Raw genomic sequence first — 16,136 nt, forward strand, 5'->3', positions numbered from 1 at the left:
TTCTGTCAGGCCAAGGCGGCAGGAGAAAGTTCCTCTGCCGCCTTGTTTCAGACGATCAGGACTCGGCGCCGAAGACGTCGAACTTGAAGTACTTGTCGTTGATTTCCTTGTACTTTCCGTTAGCGCGAATAGCGTCGATGGCGCTGTTCAACTTGTTGACCAGATCCGTCTCGCCCTTGCGCACGGCGATGCCGGCGCCCGGTCCAAAGATATCGACCGGCTGCGGCGAGGGCTGGCCGAGAATCTTGCAGCAGGCGCCATCAGGCGAATCCAGGAACTGCTGCAACACGACGATATCGTCCTCAATCGCGTCGAGACGCCCATTGGCGAGATCGGCCTGCTCTTCGGGGCTGCTCGGATAGCCCTTGACCGTGCTGTCCGTATAGGTTTTCGAGGCATAATTGAAATGCGTCGTCGTGGTTGCGACGCCGATGGTCTTGCCGGCCAGGTCTTCCTTGGTCACGCCCTTGAGGGTCGAGTCCTTGGGTACCGCGATCGCCGACGGCGTGTTGTAGTATTTGTGCGTGAAGTCGACCTTCTCGGCGCGCTCCGGCGTGATCGACATCGAGGCGACGATGGCGTCGAACTTGCCGGCCTGCAGGGCCGGAATGATGCCGTCCCAATCCTGGGCGACGAAGGTGCACTTGACCTTCATCTCGTCGCAGAGCGCCTTGGCGATGTCGATGTCGAAGCCCACGAGCTGGCCGTCGGAGGTCAGGTTGTTGAATGGGGGGTAGGCGCCTTCGGTGCCGATTCTCAGGGTCGTTTCCTGAGCCTGGGCGACGCCGAGCGTCAGCAGCGCAGCCGATGCGGCGAGCGCGATACGCAGTGCAATACGCATGATAGTCCTCTCTTTATGGCTCCCGGCCGTCGTTCCGGAACGGCTCTGTGGGGCGGTGCTTTTGACCGCCCGCTGGCGCGATACTCCCACTGTTTTCGGGAGAAAAGCAACTGTAAAACCGTTGCTTGCGGGATTTGCGGGTCCAGCCAATGCCGACGCCGGGTTAATGCATGTCGCCCAAAAGTGCGCAGCGGTTTTGGGACGACGACATGCATAAATAAAACAACCTGAAGCGCGTCGCATGAGGCCGTTCAGGCGCGACGCGCTTAGACAATGCAACGGCTGAAGAGGGCGGCTGACCCGGGCGAGGGCAGGGGCCTCAAGGTTTGAGGCCGGTCATGCGCTCGATGAAGTCGGCTATCCCTCCCGTGTCGTCGAGATCGAACACAGGCAGGCTTTCGCCGGTAACCGCGAAGTCGGCGGCAATCGCCATGATATGTCCGTCGTTCGCCGACAGCGGCAAGCGATCCTTGGCCTCCCGCCGCCGGGTCTCGATCTTTTTGTGCGCCTCGCGCTTGTAGCCTTCGACCAGCACGATGTCGCACGGGGCCAACCGCGACAGGACCGTCTCCAGCGTCGGCTCGTCCTCACCGCGCAATTCATGCATCAGCGCCCAGCGTTTGCCCGACACCACCGCGACTTCGGTGGCGCCCGCCTGGCGGTGACGAAAGCTGTCGGCGCCAGGCTTGTCGATGTCGAACTCATGATGGGCGTGTTTGACCGTCGACACTGTCCAGCCGCGCCGGACGAGCTCTGTGACCAGCTTCTCGGTCAGTGTGGTCTTGCCGGAATTCTTCCAGCCGGTGATGCCGAAGATGTTCATGGGCCGATGCTCTGCAACAGACGCTCGGCCACCGCAAGGTCGTGCGGTGTGTTGATGTTGAAGAACGGGTCGATCTCGTCACTGCCGTGGGTCAGCAACGGAAATTCCACTTCGACACAGTCGTGCCGCTCGATGAAGGCGGAGACGCGCCTGTTGTCCTCGTCGATCAGGAAATGCCGCAAGGCCTCACGCAGCACGAGCGGCCACAGCGCGAAGGTCGGATGCCGCCTGCCGCCGGAACTGGCAACCGCCATCGAGCCCGGCCGACTGGTCGCGGCAGCGGCCAGCTTTGCCACCAGATCCACCGGCAGAAACGGCGTGTCGCCGGGGGCCGTCGCCAATGCCATGCAAGCGGTGTTCGCTGCCGCCCATTCGAGGCCGGTGAGGATTCCGGCAAGCGGTCCGGCATAGCCTTCCACCGCATCGGCGAGAACCGGAAGACCGGCCGCCTCGAAGCGCGCCGGGTCACCATTGGCGCTGACCGCCAGCGATCCGACCTGCGGCGCCAGGCGGGCAACGACATGGTCGAGAAGCGGACGCCCGCCAAGCGCCAGCAAAGTCTTGTCGCCGCCGCCCATGCGCCGTGACAGGCCTCCGGCCAGGATAGTTCCTGCAATGTCTTGGCTCATGGCCAAGCTATATGCCGTCCGGCGCCATGTCGGGTCCAGCGCTTTCGGCTGCGGGTTTCTGCCGGCCAACGACCCGCTCGCGATAGAGCGCGTAGAGGCCGGAGCCGATGATGATGGCGGAGCCGAAGATCATCGGCAGGTCGGGGACATCGCCGAAGATGATGAGGCCAAGCAGCATCGACCAAAAGAGGGCGGTGTAGCGGAATGGCGCAATGAAGGAGATGTCGCCGGCCCGCATTGCCATGATGATGAACTGGTAGCCGATCAGCACCAGCACCGCCGCCAATGCCAAAAGTGCCGTGCCTTTGCCGGACATCGGCGTCCAGCCGCCCATCGGCGACAGCAGCACGGCGCCAACGATGGTCATGGCGATTGCCGTTGCCGTCGACACCAGCAAGGTCGGGATAGCCCTCGGGATGCGCTTGGTGGCGAGGTCACGTACTGCGCAACAGGCGACGCTGACGAGTGCGTACAGCGAATAGACGCTGAAGCCTTCGAAGCCTGGCCGCACGATGATCAGAACGCCGCCGAAGCCGACCGCGATCGCCAGCCAGCGCCGCCAGCCGACCGCTTCGCTGAATACGAGTGCCGCCCCCATCGTCACCGCCAGCGGCAGCGCCTGCAGCACCGCCGAGACATTGGCGATCGGCAGATGCGCTAATGCCACAAGGAAGGCGACGGTGGCGCCGGCCTCGGCGACCACGCGAAGCGCCACCAGCGGCTGCAGCATCGACCTCGGTCGCGCGAGCGCGCCTTGCTGCCAGGCGAGCAGGCCGACGAGCAGCGACGCAAAGGCGCCGCGCACCAGCATCACCTGCGCCATGTTCATCGATTCCGACGAGAACTTGGTGATGGCGTCGTTGAGGGTGAAGCCGATCATGGCCACCATCATGCACAGCGCGCCGCGAATGTTTGGGGAAAGAGGCAAGGGCGTTACCGGTTTTGCAAGAGCAATTCCAGAAAAGTGTGAAACGGTTTTCCGTCCGGAATTGCGTGAAAACAAAGAATAAAGCGGTTCGACGTTTCGGCGAAACGGTGAACCGCCCAAGCCTGTAGCAGCCGGCGGCAAGACAGCAACGTCAAAGAAATAGGCCACGGATTTTCACCCGTGACCCATAGAAATCCCTGAGAGGGCTGGCCGATGACCGGCAGGCTCATTTCGGCGTCAGCACCTCGGTGCCGCTGCCGTTCTTGCCGGCGATGGTCCACAGGCCGTGCAGCGAGCCGTCATCCTCTACCTTGTAGACGACGAGACCGATTTCCTTGCCCATGACATAGCCGGCGGAGAAGGCATCGTCGTTGCGCATGCAGATGCCGTCCGACGATGATCCGCCCGTCTCCCAATGGATGGTGCAGGTGGTCTCGCTGGTCAGCGTGATGGTGGCTTCGCCGCCATATTTCGAGCCGTCGAAATTGGTGCCCGCAACGGTGTAGCTGCCACCGATGGACTGTGCTGCTGCCGGCGCGGCGGCAAACCCAAGCATTGCAAGAGAAAGTAAGAATGTGCGCATGTCGTATTCCCCCAAACCGAGCGACGAGCCGCTATAGGCCGAAATTTAGGGCGGAACGCGATGGCGGTAAATCGGGTTTGCAGCGTCGAGAGCGATTTATTCCCAGTGTTGCTCAGCCCCATGCAGGCTGTCGCCGATAGCGCCGACCAGTGGGTCGTACTTGGCCTTGAGCGAGGCGGGATATTCGATCCAGACTGTATGGATTGCATCCTCTTTTTCGAAGACGATTCGGGTATAGAAGATCTTGTCGCCTTTGGTGCCTGAGACCACTGCCCAGTTCTTACCGGTTTTGCTGTAAGTGACCTTTTCCCCAGAGTCAGGGTCGGCTTTTTCCTTTTCAACCAGACTGTCGGGCGTATCTTCCGTCAGCTTGTATCCGCCGTAACAGGACAAGCTCGCACCATCGGGGCTAAGCCATTTTCGACCGTCGCCATTGAGGGACTCAGGCATCGGCTTGCTGAAAATCTGGCTCGGGAACGTGCACACCGTGCCATAGCGCGCATTGATGTAGGTGAACGGCTTTGCGAGCGCCACTGTGGTCGCCAATGATAGGGCCACGACCAGCGCTGACAGCCCGGTTTGGCAAACACGCTGCATGGAAATCCCCCTCGCTTCCAACGGAAGCATTCTGCACCAATCGCGGAGAAAATCAGCCGCCGGTGACGCTCATATGTCTCGACACCGACGGGCGGCTGGTGCGGCGGTCGATGATGAAATCATGGCCTTTCGGCTTGCGGCCGATCGCTTCGTCGATGGCAGCAGCGACCAGCTCGTTGCCTTCCGAGGCACGCAACGGCGCGCGCAGGTCGGCGGCATCCTCCTGACCCAGGCACATGTAGAGCGTGCCGGTGCAGGTCAGCCGCACGCGGTTGCAGCTTTCGCAGAAATTATGCGTCATCGGCGTGATGAAGCCCAGCCTGCCGCCGGTCTCTGCGACATGGACGTAGCGGGCCGGACCGCCGGTCTTGTAGGGGATGTCGCTCAGCGTGAACTGGCGCTCGAGCGAAGCGCGCAGCAGCGATAGCGGCAGATACTGGTCGGTCCGGTCGGCGTCGATCTCGCCCATCGGCATGGTTTCGATGACGGTCAAGTCCATGCCGCGGCCATGCGCCCAGCGCATCATCTCCGGCAGCTCGACGTCGTTGAAGTCCTTCAGCGCAACGGCGTTGAGCTTCACCTTCAGCCCCGCCGCCTGCGCGGCATCGATGCCTTGCATGACCTTGCCGAGATGGCCCCAGCGGGTGATGGCGTGGAACTTGTCGGCATCGAGCGTGTCGAGCGAGACATTGATGCGCTCGACACCGCAATCGGCAAGCTCGGCGGCAAAGCGCGACAGCTGCGAGCCATTGGTGGTCAGCGTCAACTCTTCCAGCGCGCCGCTCTTCAAGTGCCGCGACAGCTGCCGCACCAGATGCATGATGTTCTTGCGCACCAGCGGCTCGCCGCCGGTGAGGCGCAGTTTGCGCACGCCCTTTTCGATGAAGACGGTGCAGAGCCGGTCGAGTTCCTCGAGCGACAGCAGGTCCTTCTTGGGCAGGAACGCCATGTCCTCGGCCATGCAATAGGTGCAGCGGAAATCGCAGCGGTCGGTGACCGACACGCGCAAGTAGCTGATCGTGCGACCGAAGGGATCGATCATGTCCATGCGTTCAAGCATTCCCGTGGCTGCGAGTGGCGCCGTTATATACGGCTATGTGATACGATCCAACCCGCCATTCAAGATAGCCGCTCTCGATCTTTGGTGACATTCCCTGGCCGACATCCGATGTCGGCCGGGTCCAAATGGCCTTTTCCGCTCGCGCGAAGCAGCGTAGGGAAGGGCGGATTGATGCGGGATGCAGAACAATGACGGCGCCGAAGGAACTCAGGGTCTCGAAGGACAGAAAACTGCTGTCCGTCACCTTTCCCGATCATAGGCCGTTCGAACTGCCGGCCGAACTGCTGCGCGTCGCTTCACCCTCGGCCGAGGTGCAGGGCCATTCGCCGGACCAGCGGGTGACGGTTCCCGGCAAGCGTAACGTTGCTATCCTGAAGATCGAGCCGGTCGGCAACTACGCCGTGCGCATCACCTTCGACGATTTCCACGACACCGGCATCTTCACCTGGAATTACCTGCACACGCTTGGCCACGAAAAGGACGCGCGCTGGAATGCCTATCTCGCCGAGCTCCAGGAGAAGGGACTGAGCCGCGACCGCTAGTTCGGCACTGTCGGCAAAACGTCATTGACTGGGGGTAACGCTGGCAACGGTTCGGAGACGGGAAAATGTCTGACATCACCACGGTCGAACAGCTCGAAGCCCTCTACGGCCTGCCCGGCGAAGCGTCGACGGTCAAGGAACTCGACCACGTCATTCCCGAATATCCCGCCTTCATCGAAGCCTCGCCTTTTGTCGCCCTGGCGACGAGCGGGCCGGAAGGGCTGGACTGTTCGCCGCGCGGCGATCTCGCCGGCTTTGTGCGCATGCATGACCCGAAAACGCTGATGATGCCGGACAGGCGCGGCAACAACCGCGCCGATTCGCTTAAGAACATCATCCGCGATCCTCGCGTCGCGCTGCTGTTTCTTGTGCCGGGTTCGGGCACGACGCTGCGCGTCAACGGCCGCGCCCGCATCACCACCGACGCCGCGCTTTGCGCCTCCTTCGCCGTCGAAGGCAAGCCGGCGCGCTCGGTCACCGTGGTCGATGTCGATTCGGTCTATTTCCAGTGCGCCCGCGCCATCGTTCGCTCGGAGCTGTGGAACCCGGCAAAGCACGTCGACCCGAAATCGCTGCCGACACCCGGAACAATCCTGGAAGTCACCAGCCGCAAGAATATCGATGCCGGTACTTACGACAAGGAATGGCCGGAGCGGGCGAAGAAGACGATGTGGTGAGGTGGGAGGCGCGTGGATCGAACGGCTCAGGTATCCTTCAGCACGTCATAGATCTTGCGCATCTGTTCGCCGATCATATCGCACTGTTCCGCTGTCGACTGGCTCATCGCCTTTTCGATCAGCGCCATATGCACCTTCAGCGCCTTCATCAAAAGCTCCGTGCCGGCCTCGGTAAGCGTCAGCCGCAGCACGCGCTTGTCCTTCTCATCGCCTTCGCGGCGCAGCAGGCCGCGCGCCTCGAGCTGCGGCAACAGCATGGTGATGTTGGAGCGGCCGACCAGCAGCTTGCGGGCGAGATCGTGCTGCGACATGCCGGGATGGCGATAGAGGTTCATCAGCACGTCGAGCTGCGCCGGCTTGAGATCCAGCGGCGCCAGCTTTACCGCCAGCGCACGCTCCAGCACATGGCAGGCGCGCGCCACCGCGACCCAGTTGCGAAAGCGCGGGTTGTCCCAGGGCAGCTCTTGTTTAATGTTCATGTTTGAACTATTATGTTCATGCTTGAACGGAATGGATGGATCGCCACTATGGCATCATTTGGACTGAAGGTCATCCGGGGCGTGTTCGGCGCGGCCGAGCTTGTGGCGCCGCGTCTGAGCGGGCGCGCGGCCTTCGAACTGTTCTGCCGCACGCCGAGCGTGAAGGCGCTCAGCGACGGCGAGCGGCGTGCGGTCGACCGCGCCGCCGGCTTCATGGCCGAGGCGCGCCATCATCGGCTGACGACCAAGGCCGGCTGCGTCATGGTGCACGAATTCCGGCCCGAGCCGGGCAGGGCGTCCGCCGGCACGGTGCTGGTGGTCCATGGCTGGCGTTCGCGCACGGAATATATGCGGGCGCTGATCGAAGGCTTTCGCGATGCGGGCTACCGGGTCGCCTCGCTCGACCTGCCGGGCCATGGCCAGTCGCTGGGCCGTCATCTCAATATGGTCAATGCGGTCGAGGCGGTCAGGGTCGCCGGCGAATGGTTCGGTCCGTTCAAGGCGATCGTCGGCCATTCCTTCGGTGGCGCCGTCGCCGCCAATGCCATTGCCGGTTCGATCAAGGGTATCCACCCAGTGGCGGCCGAGCGGCTGGTGCTGGTCGCCGCGCCAAGTTCCCTGCCGGCGATCTTCGCCGACTTCAGCCGCATGCTCAATGTCGGTCCGCGTTCGCAGGTTTCCATGGCCGATCAGGTGAAAAGGCTGTCGGGCCGGCCGCTGCATGAATTCACCGGCGACCGCCAGTTGGCTGAGGCGCCGGTGCCGACGCTGGTCATCCACGCGCCGGACGACCGCGAAGTCCCCGCCGATCATGCCACACGTTATGCCGGCGCCGGCAGCCATGTGCGGCTGCACTGGGCCGATGGGCTCGGCCACCGTCGCATTCTCGCCGACAAAGGTGTTGTCGAACGCGCTGTGACTTTTGTCAAAAACGAGCGCGAGCCGATACTGCATTGATTCCAATGGGTGTATTGTCGACTCCGACAACGCCGGAGCGGTGAGCTAACCGTTCTTCTTGCCGCCCGGCTCGACGGGCAATCCGGCCGCCTTCCAGGCGGTATAGCCGCCAAGGATGTGCTTGACCGGCGACAGCCCCATATCCTGCGCCGTCTTGGCGGCCAGCGCCGAGCGCCAGCCGCCGGCGCAAAAGAAGACGAAGCTTTTGCCCGAGGCAAAGAACGGCTTGTGGTAAGGGCTTTCGGGATCGATCCAGAATTCCAGCATGCCGCGAGTGACATGTTTGGCGCCGGGGATCTGGCCGTCCCGCTCGATCTCGCGTGGATCGCGCAGGTCGACGAAGATGGTGTCCTCGTCGTCGAGCAGCCCGGCCGCTTCCTCGGGCGAGACCACCTCGATCTCGGCATTGGCCTCGTCGAGCAACTCGCGATACCCTTTTTTCACGGATGATCCCTCCCGGCGCATTCGCCGCCGACTGGATTTCCAGCACAAGCTCCGCGCTTTGTCACGCTGTTCCGACCAGCCCCTGCCACGCCGCCATCGCTCCGGCCACTGTGGCCATCAGCGCTTCGCACGAGGCGCCGTCGCGGGCCTGGATCGACATGCCGTGCTGGACCGTCGCATAGAAGGTCGCCGCCGCGTTGCTGTCGAAGCCCGCCGGCAATTCGCCTTCCGCCACACCGCGTTCCAGCCGTCTCAGCAAGAGGGTGTGGTTTTCGGCGCGGCGGCGGCGCAAATCATCGCAGATCGCGCCGCTGCTTGAATCCTGGTGCAGTGCGCCCAGCGCGATGAGACAGCCCTGCGGGCGGTCGTCCTGAGAGTACGCTTTTGCCGTCTGGCGCAGGAAATTCTCGATCGCCTGGCATGCCGTCGGCGCTTCGTCCAGCGCGCTCCAGATCTCGGTGCCTTCGTTGCGGGTGTAATACTCGGTCGCTTCCAGAAACAGCGCCTCCTTGCTGCCGAAGGCGGCATAGAGGCTGGGCGAGCTGATCCCCATCGCCGCGGTCAGGTCGGCGATCGAGGTGCCCTCATAGCCTTTGGCCCAGAACAGCTCCATCGCCTGCCGCAAGGCGGCGGTTCGATCGAAGGTGCGGGGACGGCCTCTTTCCGGCATGATGATCTTTTCTGTGTTGACCGATACATAATTCACTTGACGTCGCGAGGCAAGGTTGCCAGATTTATGTATCGATCGTTATATAAAGGAGCATGACATGTCAGCGAACGGATTGAACGGCAAGGCAGCACTCGTCACCGGCGGCAGCCGCGGCATTGGTGCTGCGATTGCCAAGCGGCTCGCGGCCGATGGCGCCGACGTCGCCATCACCTATGTCAACAGTGCGGCGCCGGCCCAAGCTGTCGTCGCCGAGATTATAGCGGCAGGTGGTCGCGCGATCGCCATCCAAGCCGACAATCGCGACGCTGCCGCCATCGAAAATTCGGTCACCGAGGCGGTGAATGCCTTCGGCCGGCTCGACATCCTGGTCAACAGCGCCGGCATCTGGCGCGCGGCGCCCATCGAACAGATGTCGCTGGCCGACTTTGACGAGACCATTGAGGTCAATCAGAGAGCGCCGTTCGTGGCCTCGAAGGCGGCAGCGGCTCACATGGGCGAGGGCGGCCGCATCATTTCGATCGGCAGCAATCTGGCCGAGCGCGTCACCGACACCAGCCTCAGCGCCTATTCGACCAGCAAGGCTGCGCTGGTCGGCCTGACCAAGGCGCTGGCGCGAGACCTCGGTCCGCGCGGCATCACCGCCAACGTCGTTCATCCCGGTTCGACCGACACCGACATGAACCCGGCCCAAGGCCCGCATGCCGAACACCAGCGGCGGAAGATGGCGACGCCCCGCTTCGGCAAGGCTGACGAGATCGCCGGCATGGTTGCCTGGCTCGCCGGTCCGGAAGGGCGCTTCGTCACCGGCGCCGCGCTCACCATCGACGGTGGCGCCAACGCCTGAAGCAGCAGCCGCTTTGACCGGTCTGGAGCGGCAACGCCGCTCCAGACGTCACGATGTTGTGAAACCGTTCTGCAACAGGCCTGCGGAAATTTATGGAAGCTTAACGAAATCGGTATGAATCGGTATAGTAGCGCCTTACATCCGCCATGCGGTTGGCAAGATCGTCTAGCGGCGCGGAACGGGAGCCGGCTTGCAGCCGGAGCGGGTGATTAATGAAATTCCTCGGAAATAAAGCCACCGTGATGCCGCTTGCAGTGGCGGCAGCACTGGCCTTCGGTGTGCCGCAGGCAAGCGCGCAAGGCCTGTTCGACATGCTGTTCGGCGGTGGCGTCAAGCACAGGCCGCAAGGCGAATTCCCGCCGCCGCCAAAGCGCAAGCCGAAGCCCGCCGTATCGGGCGGTGGCGGCACCAGAATCAGCAGTCCGTCCTACTACACCTACAAGGCCGACCGGCTGGTGCGCGTCGACTTTGCCGCATTGGTGGCAGCACCTCCCCAGGTGGCAACAGCTGAAGACGCCGCCTTTGTGCCGTCGGCAACCAGCACTGCCTTCCGTGAAGCCGTTGCAGGCCTCAGCGACTATGAACTCTATGCCGAGCCCGATATCGCCAAGGCACTGATTGCCTATTACTCTGCCAATCCTGATTTCATCTGGGTGAATGATGGCAATCCCAATGCCCGCGCCCAGGACGCGGTGAGGGTGCTTGGCGAGGCCGCAAGCTATGGTCTCACGTCGGCCGACTACACGGTCGAGGTGCCGGCAGCCAACGCATCGGCAGTCGATGCCGATGCCCATCTGAAGGAACTCGTGCGCTTCGAGATGGCGCTGTCGGCGCGCGTGCTGCGCTATGCCCGTGACGCCCAGAGCGGGCGCGTCGATCCCAATCGCATCACCGGCTACTATGAATTTCCGCCGAAGCCGGTCGACATGGAAGGCGCGCTCAAGACGCTGGCCCACACCCAGGAAGTGCGCACCTACCTCGAATCGCGGCACCCGCAGAACGCGGAATATCAGGCGCTGCGCGTCGAACTTGAATCGCTGCAGGCGAGCGCCGAAAACGAAATCGTCGTCGATCCCAAGCTGTTGCTGAAGCCCGGCGAGACCAGCGCCGAACTGCCGAAGCTGCTGACGCTGATCGCGCGCAATCTCGACGACGAGATGGGCGGCGCCTATGGCGAGATCCTGTCTCGTCTCGGCACCAGCGATGTCTATGTTCCCGAACTGGTTCCGATCATCAAGGCCGTGCAGGTGAAGGCCGGCATGAAGGGCGATGGGGTCATCGGCCCGCGCACCGTCGCCTCGCTCGCCGGCGCATCCAAGGCAGACAGGCTGCAGAAGGTGCAGGTCGCGCTGGAAGAATTGCGCTGGATGCCGTCCGATCTCGGCAGCCCGCGGGTCTTTATCAACCAGCCCGCCTTCACCGCCAGCTATATCGACAATGGCGAGGAGAAGCTGAAGACCCGCGTCGTCATCGGCCGGACCACCAACCAGACCGCCTTCTTCTTCAAGGAGATCAAGCAGGTCGATTTCCATCCCTATTGGGGCGTGCCGCAGTCGATCATCGTCAACGAGATGCTGCCAAGGCTGCGTGGCGATCCGGGCTATCTCGACCGTGCCGGCTACGAGGTGACCGATTCGCGCGGCAGGCGGGTTCCCTCTTCCTCGGTCAATTGGGGCGCCTACGGCGCCAACATTCCCTACAGCGTGCGCCAGCAGCCGAGCGAAGCCAATGCGCTGGGCGAACTGAAGATCCTGTTCCCCAACAAGCACGCCATCTACATGCACGACACGCCGCAAAAATCCTTCTTCCAGCGCGATATGCGGGCGCTCAGCCATGGCTGTATTCGCCTTCAGGATCCACGTGGGATGGCGGCGGCGGTGCTCGGCGTCTCGGTCGACGACATCGCCGAAAAGCTCAAGCACGGCCATGCCAGCGAAGACGTGACACGCACGATTCCCGTCTATGTCTCCTACTTCACTGCCTGGCCGGATCTGTCCGGCAAAGTCGAATATTTCAACGACGTCTACGACCGCGACACGCGGCTGATGCAGGCGCTGGAAGCGACTGAAGCGGTGCGCTCGCCGACGAGCTGAACCAGCGCAGTTCCTCGTTCAACGAACGAGGAACTCACTTTGTCTCTCTGGTTTTATTAGATTTTTGGCCGATGGACGGTCGCCCGTTTCCTGCGATCAGCGCTGGATGAGCGGACGCCGGAAGCCGGCGTCGCGGCCCGCGATCAGCCAATAGACCAGACCGGCTACGAGGCCGGCGGCGGCGATGATGCCGATATCGGCCCAGCGTCCGGCATCCTCTTCCGCGGCCGGCCAGACCAGGAAAAAGCCGGCTGCAGCGGCAGCGGCGCCAAACAGCATGTGCACCAGGAAATTGCGCAGGGCAAAGAATTCGGCGAGCAGCGCGAAGATCAGCGTCTGCAGGCCGGTCAGCACGATCGTCAGGAAATAGACGACCATGCCGAGCGGCGGCCAAAGCAGCACGACAATGGGCGAAAATTGCATGGCGCCGAAATAGTCCGGCGCGTTGGGCAATACGGCGAGTGCGCAATATATCGCCACGACCGCGAACAATCCGATCAGCACCGAAACGAAATAGCCGGCAAGCATCATCAGGATGCGCTTCAAAACATGCTTAACCATGGCCATGCACCCCCGTGCCCTGCAACTGTTACGCGCACTCAGCCATCAAAGGCGGATCGGCGCAAGAGTGCATCCAGCAGTGCTTTGCGGCAAATCTTCAGGCGCCGCCGCATAGATGTTGCGAATCCGGCAAAACCCATGTGCCTTTTATCGTGAGGTCGACGCCGTAATAGACCCGCCCGCGCTCGTCGCCCTGCGGACAATCCCTCGGGATCGATATCAGGCACATGACGACAGGATCGCCGGCTTTCGAACTGGCAAGGCCAGGCTCCCGCTCGTAGGAAACCCCGGCGCCGCCATTGCTGAACCGCGCCAGGCTGCCGGCTTCAGGGCCGGCGGTTTCCAGCGGGTCGTCGCCGAGCCGCGTCGTCAGCGCGGTGATGTGGGTCAAGGCGCATTGGCCGATCGACGAGGGCAGGGGCTGGTCGAGGCTGCCCGGATGGCGGGCCGCGGTGTCGAGCGCCTTCTTGCCGATCAGGGCGATGTTGTAGTCCTGCACCCAGGACGGCGCATTGCCGTAGGTCTGCAGCGCATTGTTCTGGGCGCTGATGATGCAGGCGGCATCCTGCCCACAGGCGTTCCTGTCGGCGATGAGCGCACGGGCGATCTTGCGCTTGTCGCCGCCAAAGGCTGGCTCGAAACCCGTAAAGGCCTCGGCCACCAAGGCATCAATTGCCGACAGTTGCGGGTCGGCACAGATCGCCTTTTCCACCGGCAGGCGGGCTTTGCGGCAGTCGAAGGATGGTCGGTCGGCACGCGCTGGACCAAGGCAGACCGCCCCGCCAGCCAGTGCGACGACAAGCGCAAGCGAGTTGGCAATTCGATTGGAAGAAAGCATGGTCGCCCCGTTGTCCGACAACTGCCACCATTCTAGGCAAAAGACGCAGCGGACGGAATTGCCGAAGCGGTGTCGGTATCGGCGCTATTTCGGTTCGGCGGTGACGGGATCGAAGGTGATTTCGACTTTCGCCTTGTCGGCGGTGTAATAGGTGACGGTGTAGCCGTCCTTGTCCCAGTCGACCTCCTTCACATAGCGAAAGCCATCGCGCTGCTCGACCTTGGCGATGATTGCAGACAGTTTCTGGGCATTCGTCGGCGGCAGCGGGCTGTCATCCGCGGCAAAGGCCGTCGAGCCGGCCAGAAGAACGACGACACCGGTCGCCAGAACAAGATTTCGCATGATTACCCTCATTTCACGTTGGCATGAACCGCACCGGAAACTCGCAGGCAGCACAGTTTGTTCCGAGAGCTGACGTGCGCAGGTTCCGTGAAGCCCTGGATCGCCGCGCTCAGAGCGACGGCACGCCAATATTTGCGCCAACCGCCGGCCAACCATGAGTGCTGCCACGGCCCGCGCTGGACAACCCGATGGTGGTAGAGCTTTGCCAAAGACCCTGCTAGACTTCTGGTCCTGGCGGGGTGGCATGGCGCGCCAACCCCGCCGGAATCTTCATCTCTCAGCGCGCGGCGAAGTGTTTCAGGAACGGGTCGTCGCCTGTGCTGGACCAGAACCAGAAAGGGAGCGGGGGCTCGAACATGGCTGTACGGAACTACACCCGTCAGCTGGCGACAATCATTTCTATCGATGCCGTCGGGTTCTCGAGGCTGATGGGCATCGACGACGAGTCTGCTGTCGCGGCATTCGAGGAACGGCGCGACATCATCGCCGACAGCTGTGGCACATTTGGCGGCCGCACGTTCGGCGACGCCGGCGACAGCATCATGGCCGAGTTCGGCAATCCGATCGAGGCGTTGCGCGCGGCCTTTGATTTCCAGGGCCGCATCGTCGCCCTCAACGCCGAGGTTGCCGACGACATGCGCATGCCGTTTCGGGCCGGCATCAACACCGGCGACGTCATCGTGCGTGGTGGACGCCTCTACGGCGACGACGTCAACATCGCCGCGAGAATCCAGGAATTCGCGCCGGGCGACGGTCTCGCCGTTTCGGAGACGACCTGGCACCATGTGAAGGACAAGACGGCGGCCGAATTCACCGATCTCGGCGAATTCATGCTGAAGAACATCGCCTTGCCGGTGCGCGTTCTGATCGCCGGCCGCAGTGGCAACGGATCCTCGCCGGCGGCGTCTTTCGCCGCCATTCCCCAGGCCAATGCGCAGCAGAAGCTGTCGTCCAAGGGGCCGCCGGCGATCGCCGTCCTGCCCTTCCACGCCGATGGCGGCGAGCATGACATCGGCTACATGGCCGACGGCATCGCCGAGGACATCATCTATGGTCTTTCCAACACCAGATGGCTCTCGGTCATCGCCAAGGGCTCCAGCTTCCAGTTCCGCGACGACACGCTGGGCACTCGGGTGATCGGCAACGCGCTCGGCGCGCGCTACATCGTCAGCGGCACGCTGATGCGCAATGGTGGCCAGATCCGCCTCAACACCTCGCTGGCCGACGCGTCCAACGGGCGGCTGGTGTGGTCGCAGCGCTTCGATCGCGATCTGGTCGACATCTTCAACCTGCGCGACCAGATCGGCGCTGAGATCGTTTCGATCCTCGACAAGGAGGTCGACCGGGCGGAACAGGCACGCACCTTCCAGGTTCCCTGGGAAAGCCTGGAGACCTGGCAACTGGTGCGACGGGGCCGCTGGCACATGAACCGGCGCACCCGCGGCGACACCGAAACCGCACTCGAGTTCTTCCAGAAGGCCTACCGCGAGGACGCCAACTCGAGCGCCGTGCTCAACGAACTGGCGTGGTGGTATTTCTGGCGGGCATGGCTGCGTTTCGGCGACAGCGACGATTTGAACAAGGTCGAGCAGTTTGCCCGCAAGGCGTTGCTGGTGGACAGCCTGGATGCGCGCCCGCACGCCCATCTCGGCGCCGTCGACATCATGCGCGGCGAACCGCGGTCGGCCGTCGACCATCTCGAGGAAGCGATCCACATCAATCCGAGCTTTGCCTTCGCGCGCTCGGCCATGGGCAGCGCCCAGCTGCTGCTCGGCAATGCCGCGACCGCGATACCGTTCTTTCTCGATACCGAGCGATTGAGCCCGTTCGACCTCTACCGCTTCCACAATCTGGGGGAACTGACGGCGGCCTATTGTTTGGTCGAGAACTGGCCGGCGGCGATCGCTGCCGCCGACCGCTCGCTCAACCTGTCTCCCGGCTATTTTTATTCCAGGTTCCTGAAGATCGGCGCGCTGATGCGAAGCGGCCGGCCGGAACAGGCGCGGCGCGAGATGGCCATTTTCACCACCCGGCATCCCGATTTTTCAGAACAGCGTGTGCGCTGGATACCGTTCACCGACAAGGCCGCGAACGAGTTCCTCGTCGCCAATTTCCAACTGGCCAAATGAACATGGCGTCAGTGCTGGCTGGAACATGGACCAACTGTGAAAAGATTCACATACGTGCAACCGATGCAAACCTAGGCGTTGAACGGCCGGCATCGCAAT

General features: G+C 62.8%; 20 protein-coding genes. 7 read left to right on the forward strand and 13 right to left on the reverse strand.

Features of this window, described 5'->3' with window-relative positions:
- Positions 1-55: 55 nt before the first annotated feature.
- The 4 genes from NKJ57_RS18310 to NKJ57_RS18325 form a co-directional block, all read right to left on the reverse strand.
- Complete coding sequence (locus tag NKJ57_RS18310) at positions 56-841, reverse strand: ABC transporter substrate-binding protein (RefSeq protein WP_023688509.1); 786 nt, start codon at positions 839-841, stop codon at positions 56-58.
- Positions 842-1,160: 319 nt separating this feature from the next.
- Complete coding sequence (mobB, locus tag NKJ57_RS18315) at positions 1,161-1,664, reverse strand: molybdopterin-guanine dinucleotide biosynthesis protein B (protein WP_352512089.1); 504 nt, start codon at positions 1,662-1,664, stop codon at positions 1,161-1,163.
- Complete coding sequence (gene mobA / locus NKJ57_RS18320) at positions 1,661-2,293, reverse strand: molybdenum cofactor guanylyltransferase MobA (RefSeq protein ID WP_352512088.1); 633 nt, start codon at positions 2,291-2,293, stop codon at positions 1,661-1,663. The genes mobB and mobA overlap by 4 nt, the downstream gene beginning before the upstream one ends.
- Positions 2,294-2,300: 7 nt before the next feature.
- The gene (locus NKJ57_RS18325; RefSeq protein ID WP_352512086.1) at positions 2,301-3,221 is read right to left on the reverse strand and encodes a DMT family transporter; all 921 of its coding nucleotides are present in this window, start codon (positions 3,219-3,221) and stop codon (positions 2,301-2,303) included.
- Here NKJ57_RS18325 and NKJ57_RS18330 point away from each other — a divergent pair.
- A complete protein-coding gene (locus tag NKJ57_RS18330) occupies positions 3,172-3,303 on the forward strand; it encodes a hypothetical protein (protein ID WP_280800279.1) in 132 nt (43 codons plus the stop codon). The two genes, NKJ57_RS18325 and NKJ57_RS18330, sit on opposite strands and share 50 nt — an antisense overlap.
- A 144-nt stretch (positions 3,304-3,447) precedes the next feature.
- On the opposite strand, the gene NKJ57_RS18335 is transcribed toward NKJ57_RS18330, so the two are convergent.
- From NKJ57_RS18335 to moaA, 3 genes are all read right to left on the reverse strand, one after another.
- Complete coding sequence (locus NKJ57_RS18335; protein WP_023669002.1) at positions 3,448-3,804, reverse strand: hypothetical protein; 357 nt, start codon at positions 3,802-3,804, stop codon at positions 3,448-3,450.
- A 96-nt stretch (positions 3,805-3,900) separates the two neighbouring features.
- Positions 3,901-4,401, reverse strand: coding sequence for a hypothetical protein (locus NKJ57_RS18340; protein WP_023820731.1), 501 nt, complete (start codon positions 4,399-4,401; stop codon positions 3,901-3,903).
- Positions 4,402-4,453: 52 nt separating this feature from the next.
- Positions 4,454-5,449, reverse strand: a complete 996-nt coding sequence (moaA, locus tag NKJ57_RS18345) for a GTP 3',8-cyclase MoaA (protein ID WP_031193366.1) — start codon at positions 5,447-5,449, stop codon at positions 4,454-4,456.
- Positions 5,450-5,649: 200 nt separating this feature from the next.
- On the opposite strand from moaA, the gene NKJ57_RS18350 reads away from it, so the two are divergent.
- Together NKJ57_RS18350 and NKJ57_RS18355 are read left to right on the forward strand one after the other, a co-directional pair.
- Positions 5,650-6,003 (forward strand): gamma-butyrobetaine hydroxylase family protein, encoded by a 354-nt coding sequence (locus NKJ57_RS18350; protein WP_023668999.1) that lies wholly within the window; start codon positions 5,650-5,652, stop codon positions 6,001-6,003.
- Positions 6,004-6,068: 65 nt separating this feature from the next.
- Complete coding sequence (locus tag NKJ57_RS18355; protein WP_352512085.1) at positions 6,069-6,680, forward strand: pyridoxamine 5'-phosphate oxidase family protein; 612 nt, start codon at positions 6,069-6,071, stop codon at positions 6,678-6,680.
- Positions 6,681-6,706: 26 nt separating this feature from the next.
- Here NKJ57_RS18355 and NKJ57_RS18360 read toward each other — a convergent pair whose 3' ends face one another.
- Positions 6,707-7,159, reverse strand: a complete 453-nt coding sequence (locus tag NKJ57_RS18360) for a MarR family winged helix-turn-helix transcriptional regulator (RefSeq protein WP_023668997.1) — start codon at positions 7,157-7,159, stop codon at positions 6,707-6,709.
- A 48-nt stretch (positions 7,160-7,207) separates the two neighbouring features.
- Here NKJ57_RS18360 and NKJ57_RS18365 point away from each other — a divergent pair, with 48 nt between their 5' ends.
- Positions 7,208-8,116: an alpha/beta hydrolase gene (locus tag NKJ57_RS18365; RefSeq protein WP_027050911.1), complete on the forward strand. Its 909-nt coding sequence runs from the start codon at positions 7,208-7,210 to the stop codon at positions 8,114-8,116.
- A 45-nt stretch (positions 8,117-8,161) separates the two neighbouring features.
- On the opposite strand, the gene NKJ57_RS18370 is transcribed toward NKJ57_RS18365, so the two are convergent.
- A complete protein-coding gene (locus tag NKJ57_RS18370) occupies positions 8,162-8,560 on the reverse strand; it encodes a rhodanese-like domain-containing protein (RefSeq protein WP_023730568.1) in 399 nt (132 codons plus the stop codon).
- A 61-nt stretch (positions 8,561-8,621) separates the two neighbouring features.
- The gene (locus NKJ57_RS18375; protein ID WP_023710494.1) at positions 8,622-9,230 is read right to left on the reverse strand and encodes a TetR/AcrR family transcriptional regulator; all 609 of its coding nucleotides are present in this window, start codon (positions 9,228-9,230) and stop codon (positions 8,622-8,624) included.
- Between the two features lie 97 nt (positions 9,231-9,327).
- Between NKJ57_RS18375 and NKJ57_RS18380 the strand changes: the two genes are divergently transcribed.
- Complete coding sequence (locus NKJ57_RS18380; protein WP_352512083.1) at positions 9,328-10,074, forward strand: 3-oxoacyl-ACP reductase family protein; 747 nt, start codon at positions 9,328-9,330, stop codon at positions 10,072-10,074.
- A gap of 212 nt (positions 10,075-10,286) precedes the next feature.
- Complete coding sequence (locus NKJ57_RS18385) at positions 10,287-12,167, forward strand: L,D-transpeptidase family protein (protein ID WP_352512081.1); 1,881 nt, start codon at positions 10,287-10,289, stop codon at positions 12,165-12,167.
- Between the two features lie 96 nt (positions 12,168-12,263).
- Here NKJ57_RS18385 and NKJ57_RS18390 read toward each other — a convergent pair whose 3' ends face one another.
- The 3 genes from NKJ57_RS18390 to NKJ57_RS18400 form a co-directional block, all read right to left on the reverse strand.
- Entirely contained in the window at positions 12,264-12,734 is a 471-nt protein-coding gene (locus tag NKJ57_RS18390; protein WP_023668992.1) for a hypothetical protein, read from the reverse strand.
- A gap of 91 nt (positions 12,735-12,825) precedes the next feature.
- Entirely contained in the window at positions 12,826-13,566 is a 741-nt protein-coding gene (locus NKJ57_RS18395; RefSeq protein ID WP_352512079.1) for a lysozyme inhibitor LprI family protein, read from the reverse strand.
- Positions 13,567-13,650: 84 nt separating this feature from the next.
- A complete protein-coding gene (locus NKJ57_RS18400) occupies positions 13,651-13,908 on the reverse strand; it encodes a PepSY domain-containing protein (protein ID WP_023668990.1) in 258 nt (85 codons plus the stop codon).
- 356 nt (positions 13,909-14,264) lie between these two features.
- On the opposite strand from NKJ57_RS18400, the gene NKJ57_RS18405 reads away from it, so the two are divergent.
- Positions 14,265-16,037, forward strand: a complete 1,773-nt coding sequence (locus NKJ57_RS18405) for an adenylate/guanylate cyclase domain-containing protein (RefSeq protein ID WP_352512078.1) — start codon at positions 14,265-14,267, stop codon at positions 16,035-16,037.
- Positions 16,038-16,136: the final 99 nt, after the last annotated feature.

The sequence above is a fragment of the Mesorhizobium sp. M0077 genome, from assembly GCF_040322955.1.
Classification (GTDB): Bacteria; Pseudomonadota; Alphaproteobacteria; order Rhizobiales; family Rhizobiaceae; genus Mesorhizobium.

Bases quoted from the DNA above. Each gene is read 5' to 3' on its own strand.
- NKJ57_RS18405 (WP_352512078.1), top strand. From the start codon at position 14,265: ATGGCTGTACGGAACTACACCCGTCAGCTGGCGACAATCATTTCTATC.
- NKJ57_RS18335 (WP_023669002.1), bottom strand. From the start codon at position 3,804: ATGCGCACATTCTTACTTTCTCTTGCAATGCTTGGGTTTGCCGCCGCG.
- NKJ57_RS18310 (WP_023688509.1), bottom strand. From the start codon at position 841: ATGCGTATTGCACTGCGTATCGCGCTCGCCGCATCGGCTGCGCTGCTG.
- NKJ57_RS18400 (WP_023668990.1), bottom strand. From the start codon at position 13,908: ATGCGAAATCTTGTTCTGGCGACCGGTGTCGTCGTTCTTCTGGCCGGC.
- NKJ57_RS18390 (WP_023668992.1), bottom strand. From the start codon at position 12,734: ATGGCCATGGTTAAGCATGTTTTGAAGCGCATCCTGATGATGCTTGCC.
- NKJ57_RS18395 (WP_352512079.1), bottom strand. From the start codon at position 13,566: ATGCTTTCTTCCAATCGAATTGCCAACTCGCTTGCGCTTGTCGTCGCA.
- NKJ57_RS18340 (WP_023820731.1), bottom strand. From the start codon at position 4,401: ATGCAGCGTGTTTGCCAAACCGGGCTGTCAGCGCTGGTCGTGGCCCTA.
- NKJ57_RS18330 (WP_280800279.1), top strand. From the start codon at position 3,172: ATGGCCACCATCATGCACAGCGCGCCGCGAATGTTTGGGGAAAGAGGC.
- NKJ57_RS18375 (WP_023710494.1), bottom strand. From the start codon at position 9,230: ATGCCGGAAAGAGGCCGTCCCCGCACCTTCGATCGAACCGCCGCCTTG.
- NKJ57_RS18360 (WP_023668997.1), bottom strand. From the start codon at position 7,159: ATGAACATTAAACAAGAGCTGCCCTGGGACAACCCGCGCTTTCGCAAC.
- NKJ57_RS18355 (WP_352512085.1), top strand. From the start codon at position 6,069: ATGTCTGACATCACCACGGTCGAACAGCTCGAAGCCCTCTACGGCCTG.
- NKJ57_RS18380 (WP_352512083.1), top strand. From the start codon at position 9,328: ATGTCAGCGAACGGATTGAACGGCAAGGCAGCACTCGTCACCGGCGGC.
- moaA (WP_031193366.1), bottom strand. From the start codon at position 5,449: ATGGACATGATCGATCCCTTCGGTCGCACGATCAGCTACTTGCGCGTG.
- mobA (WP_352512088.1), bottom strand. From the start codon at position 2,293: ATGAGCCAAGACATTGCAGGAACTATCCTGGCCGGAGGCCTGTCACGG.
- NKJ57_RS18350 (WP_023668999.1), top strand. From the start codon at position 5,650: ATGACGGCGCCGAAGGAACTCAGGGTCTCGAAGGACAGAAAACTGCTG.
- NKJ57_RS18385 (WP_352512081.1), top strand. From the start codon at position 10,287: ATGAAATTCCTCGGAAATAAAGCCACCGTGATGCCGCTTGCAGTGGCG.
- NKJ57_RS18365 (WP_027050911.1), top strand. From the start codon at position 7,208: ATGGCATCATTTGGACTGAAGGTCATCCGGGGCGTGTTCGGCGCGGCC.
- mobB (WP_352512089.1), bottom strand. From the start codon at position 1,664: ATGAACATCTTCGGCATCACCGGCTGGAAGAATTCCGGCAAGACCACA.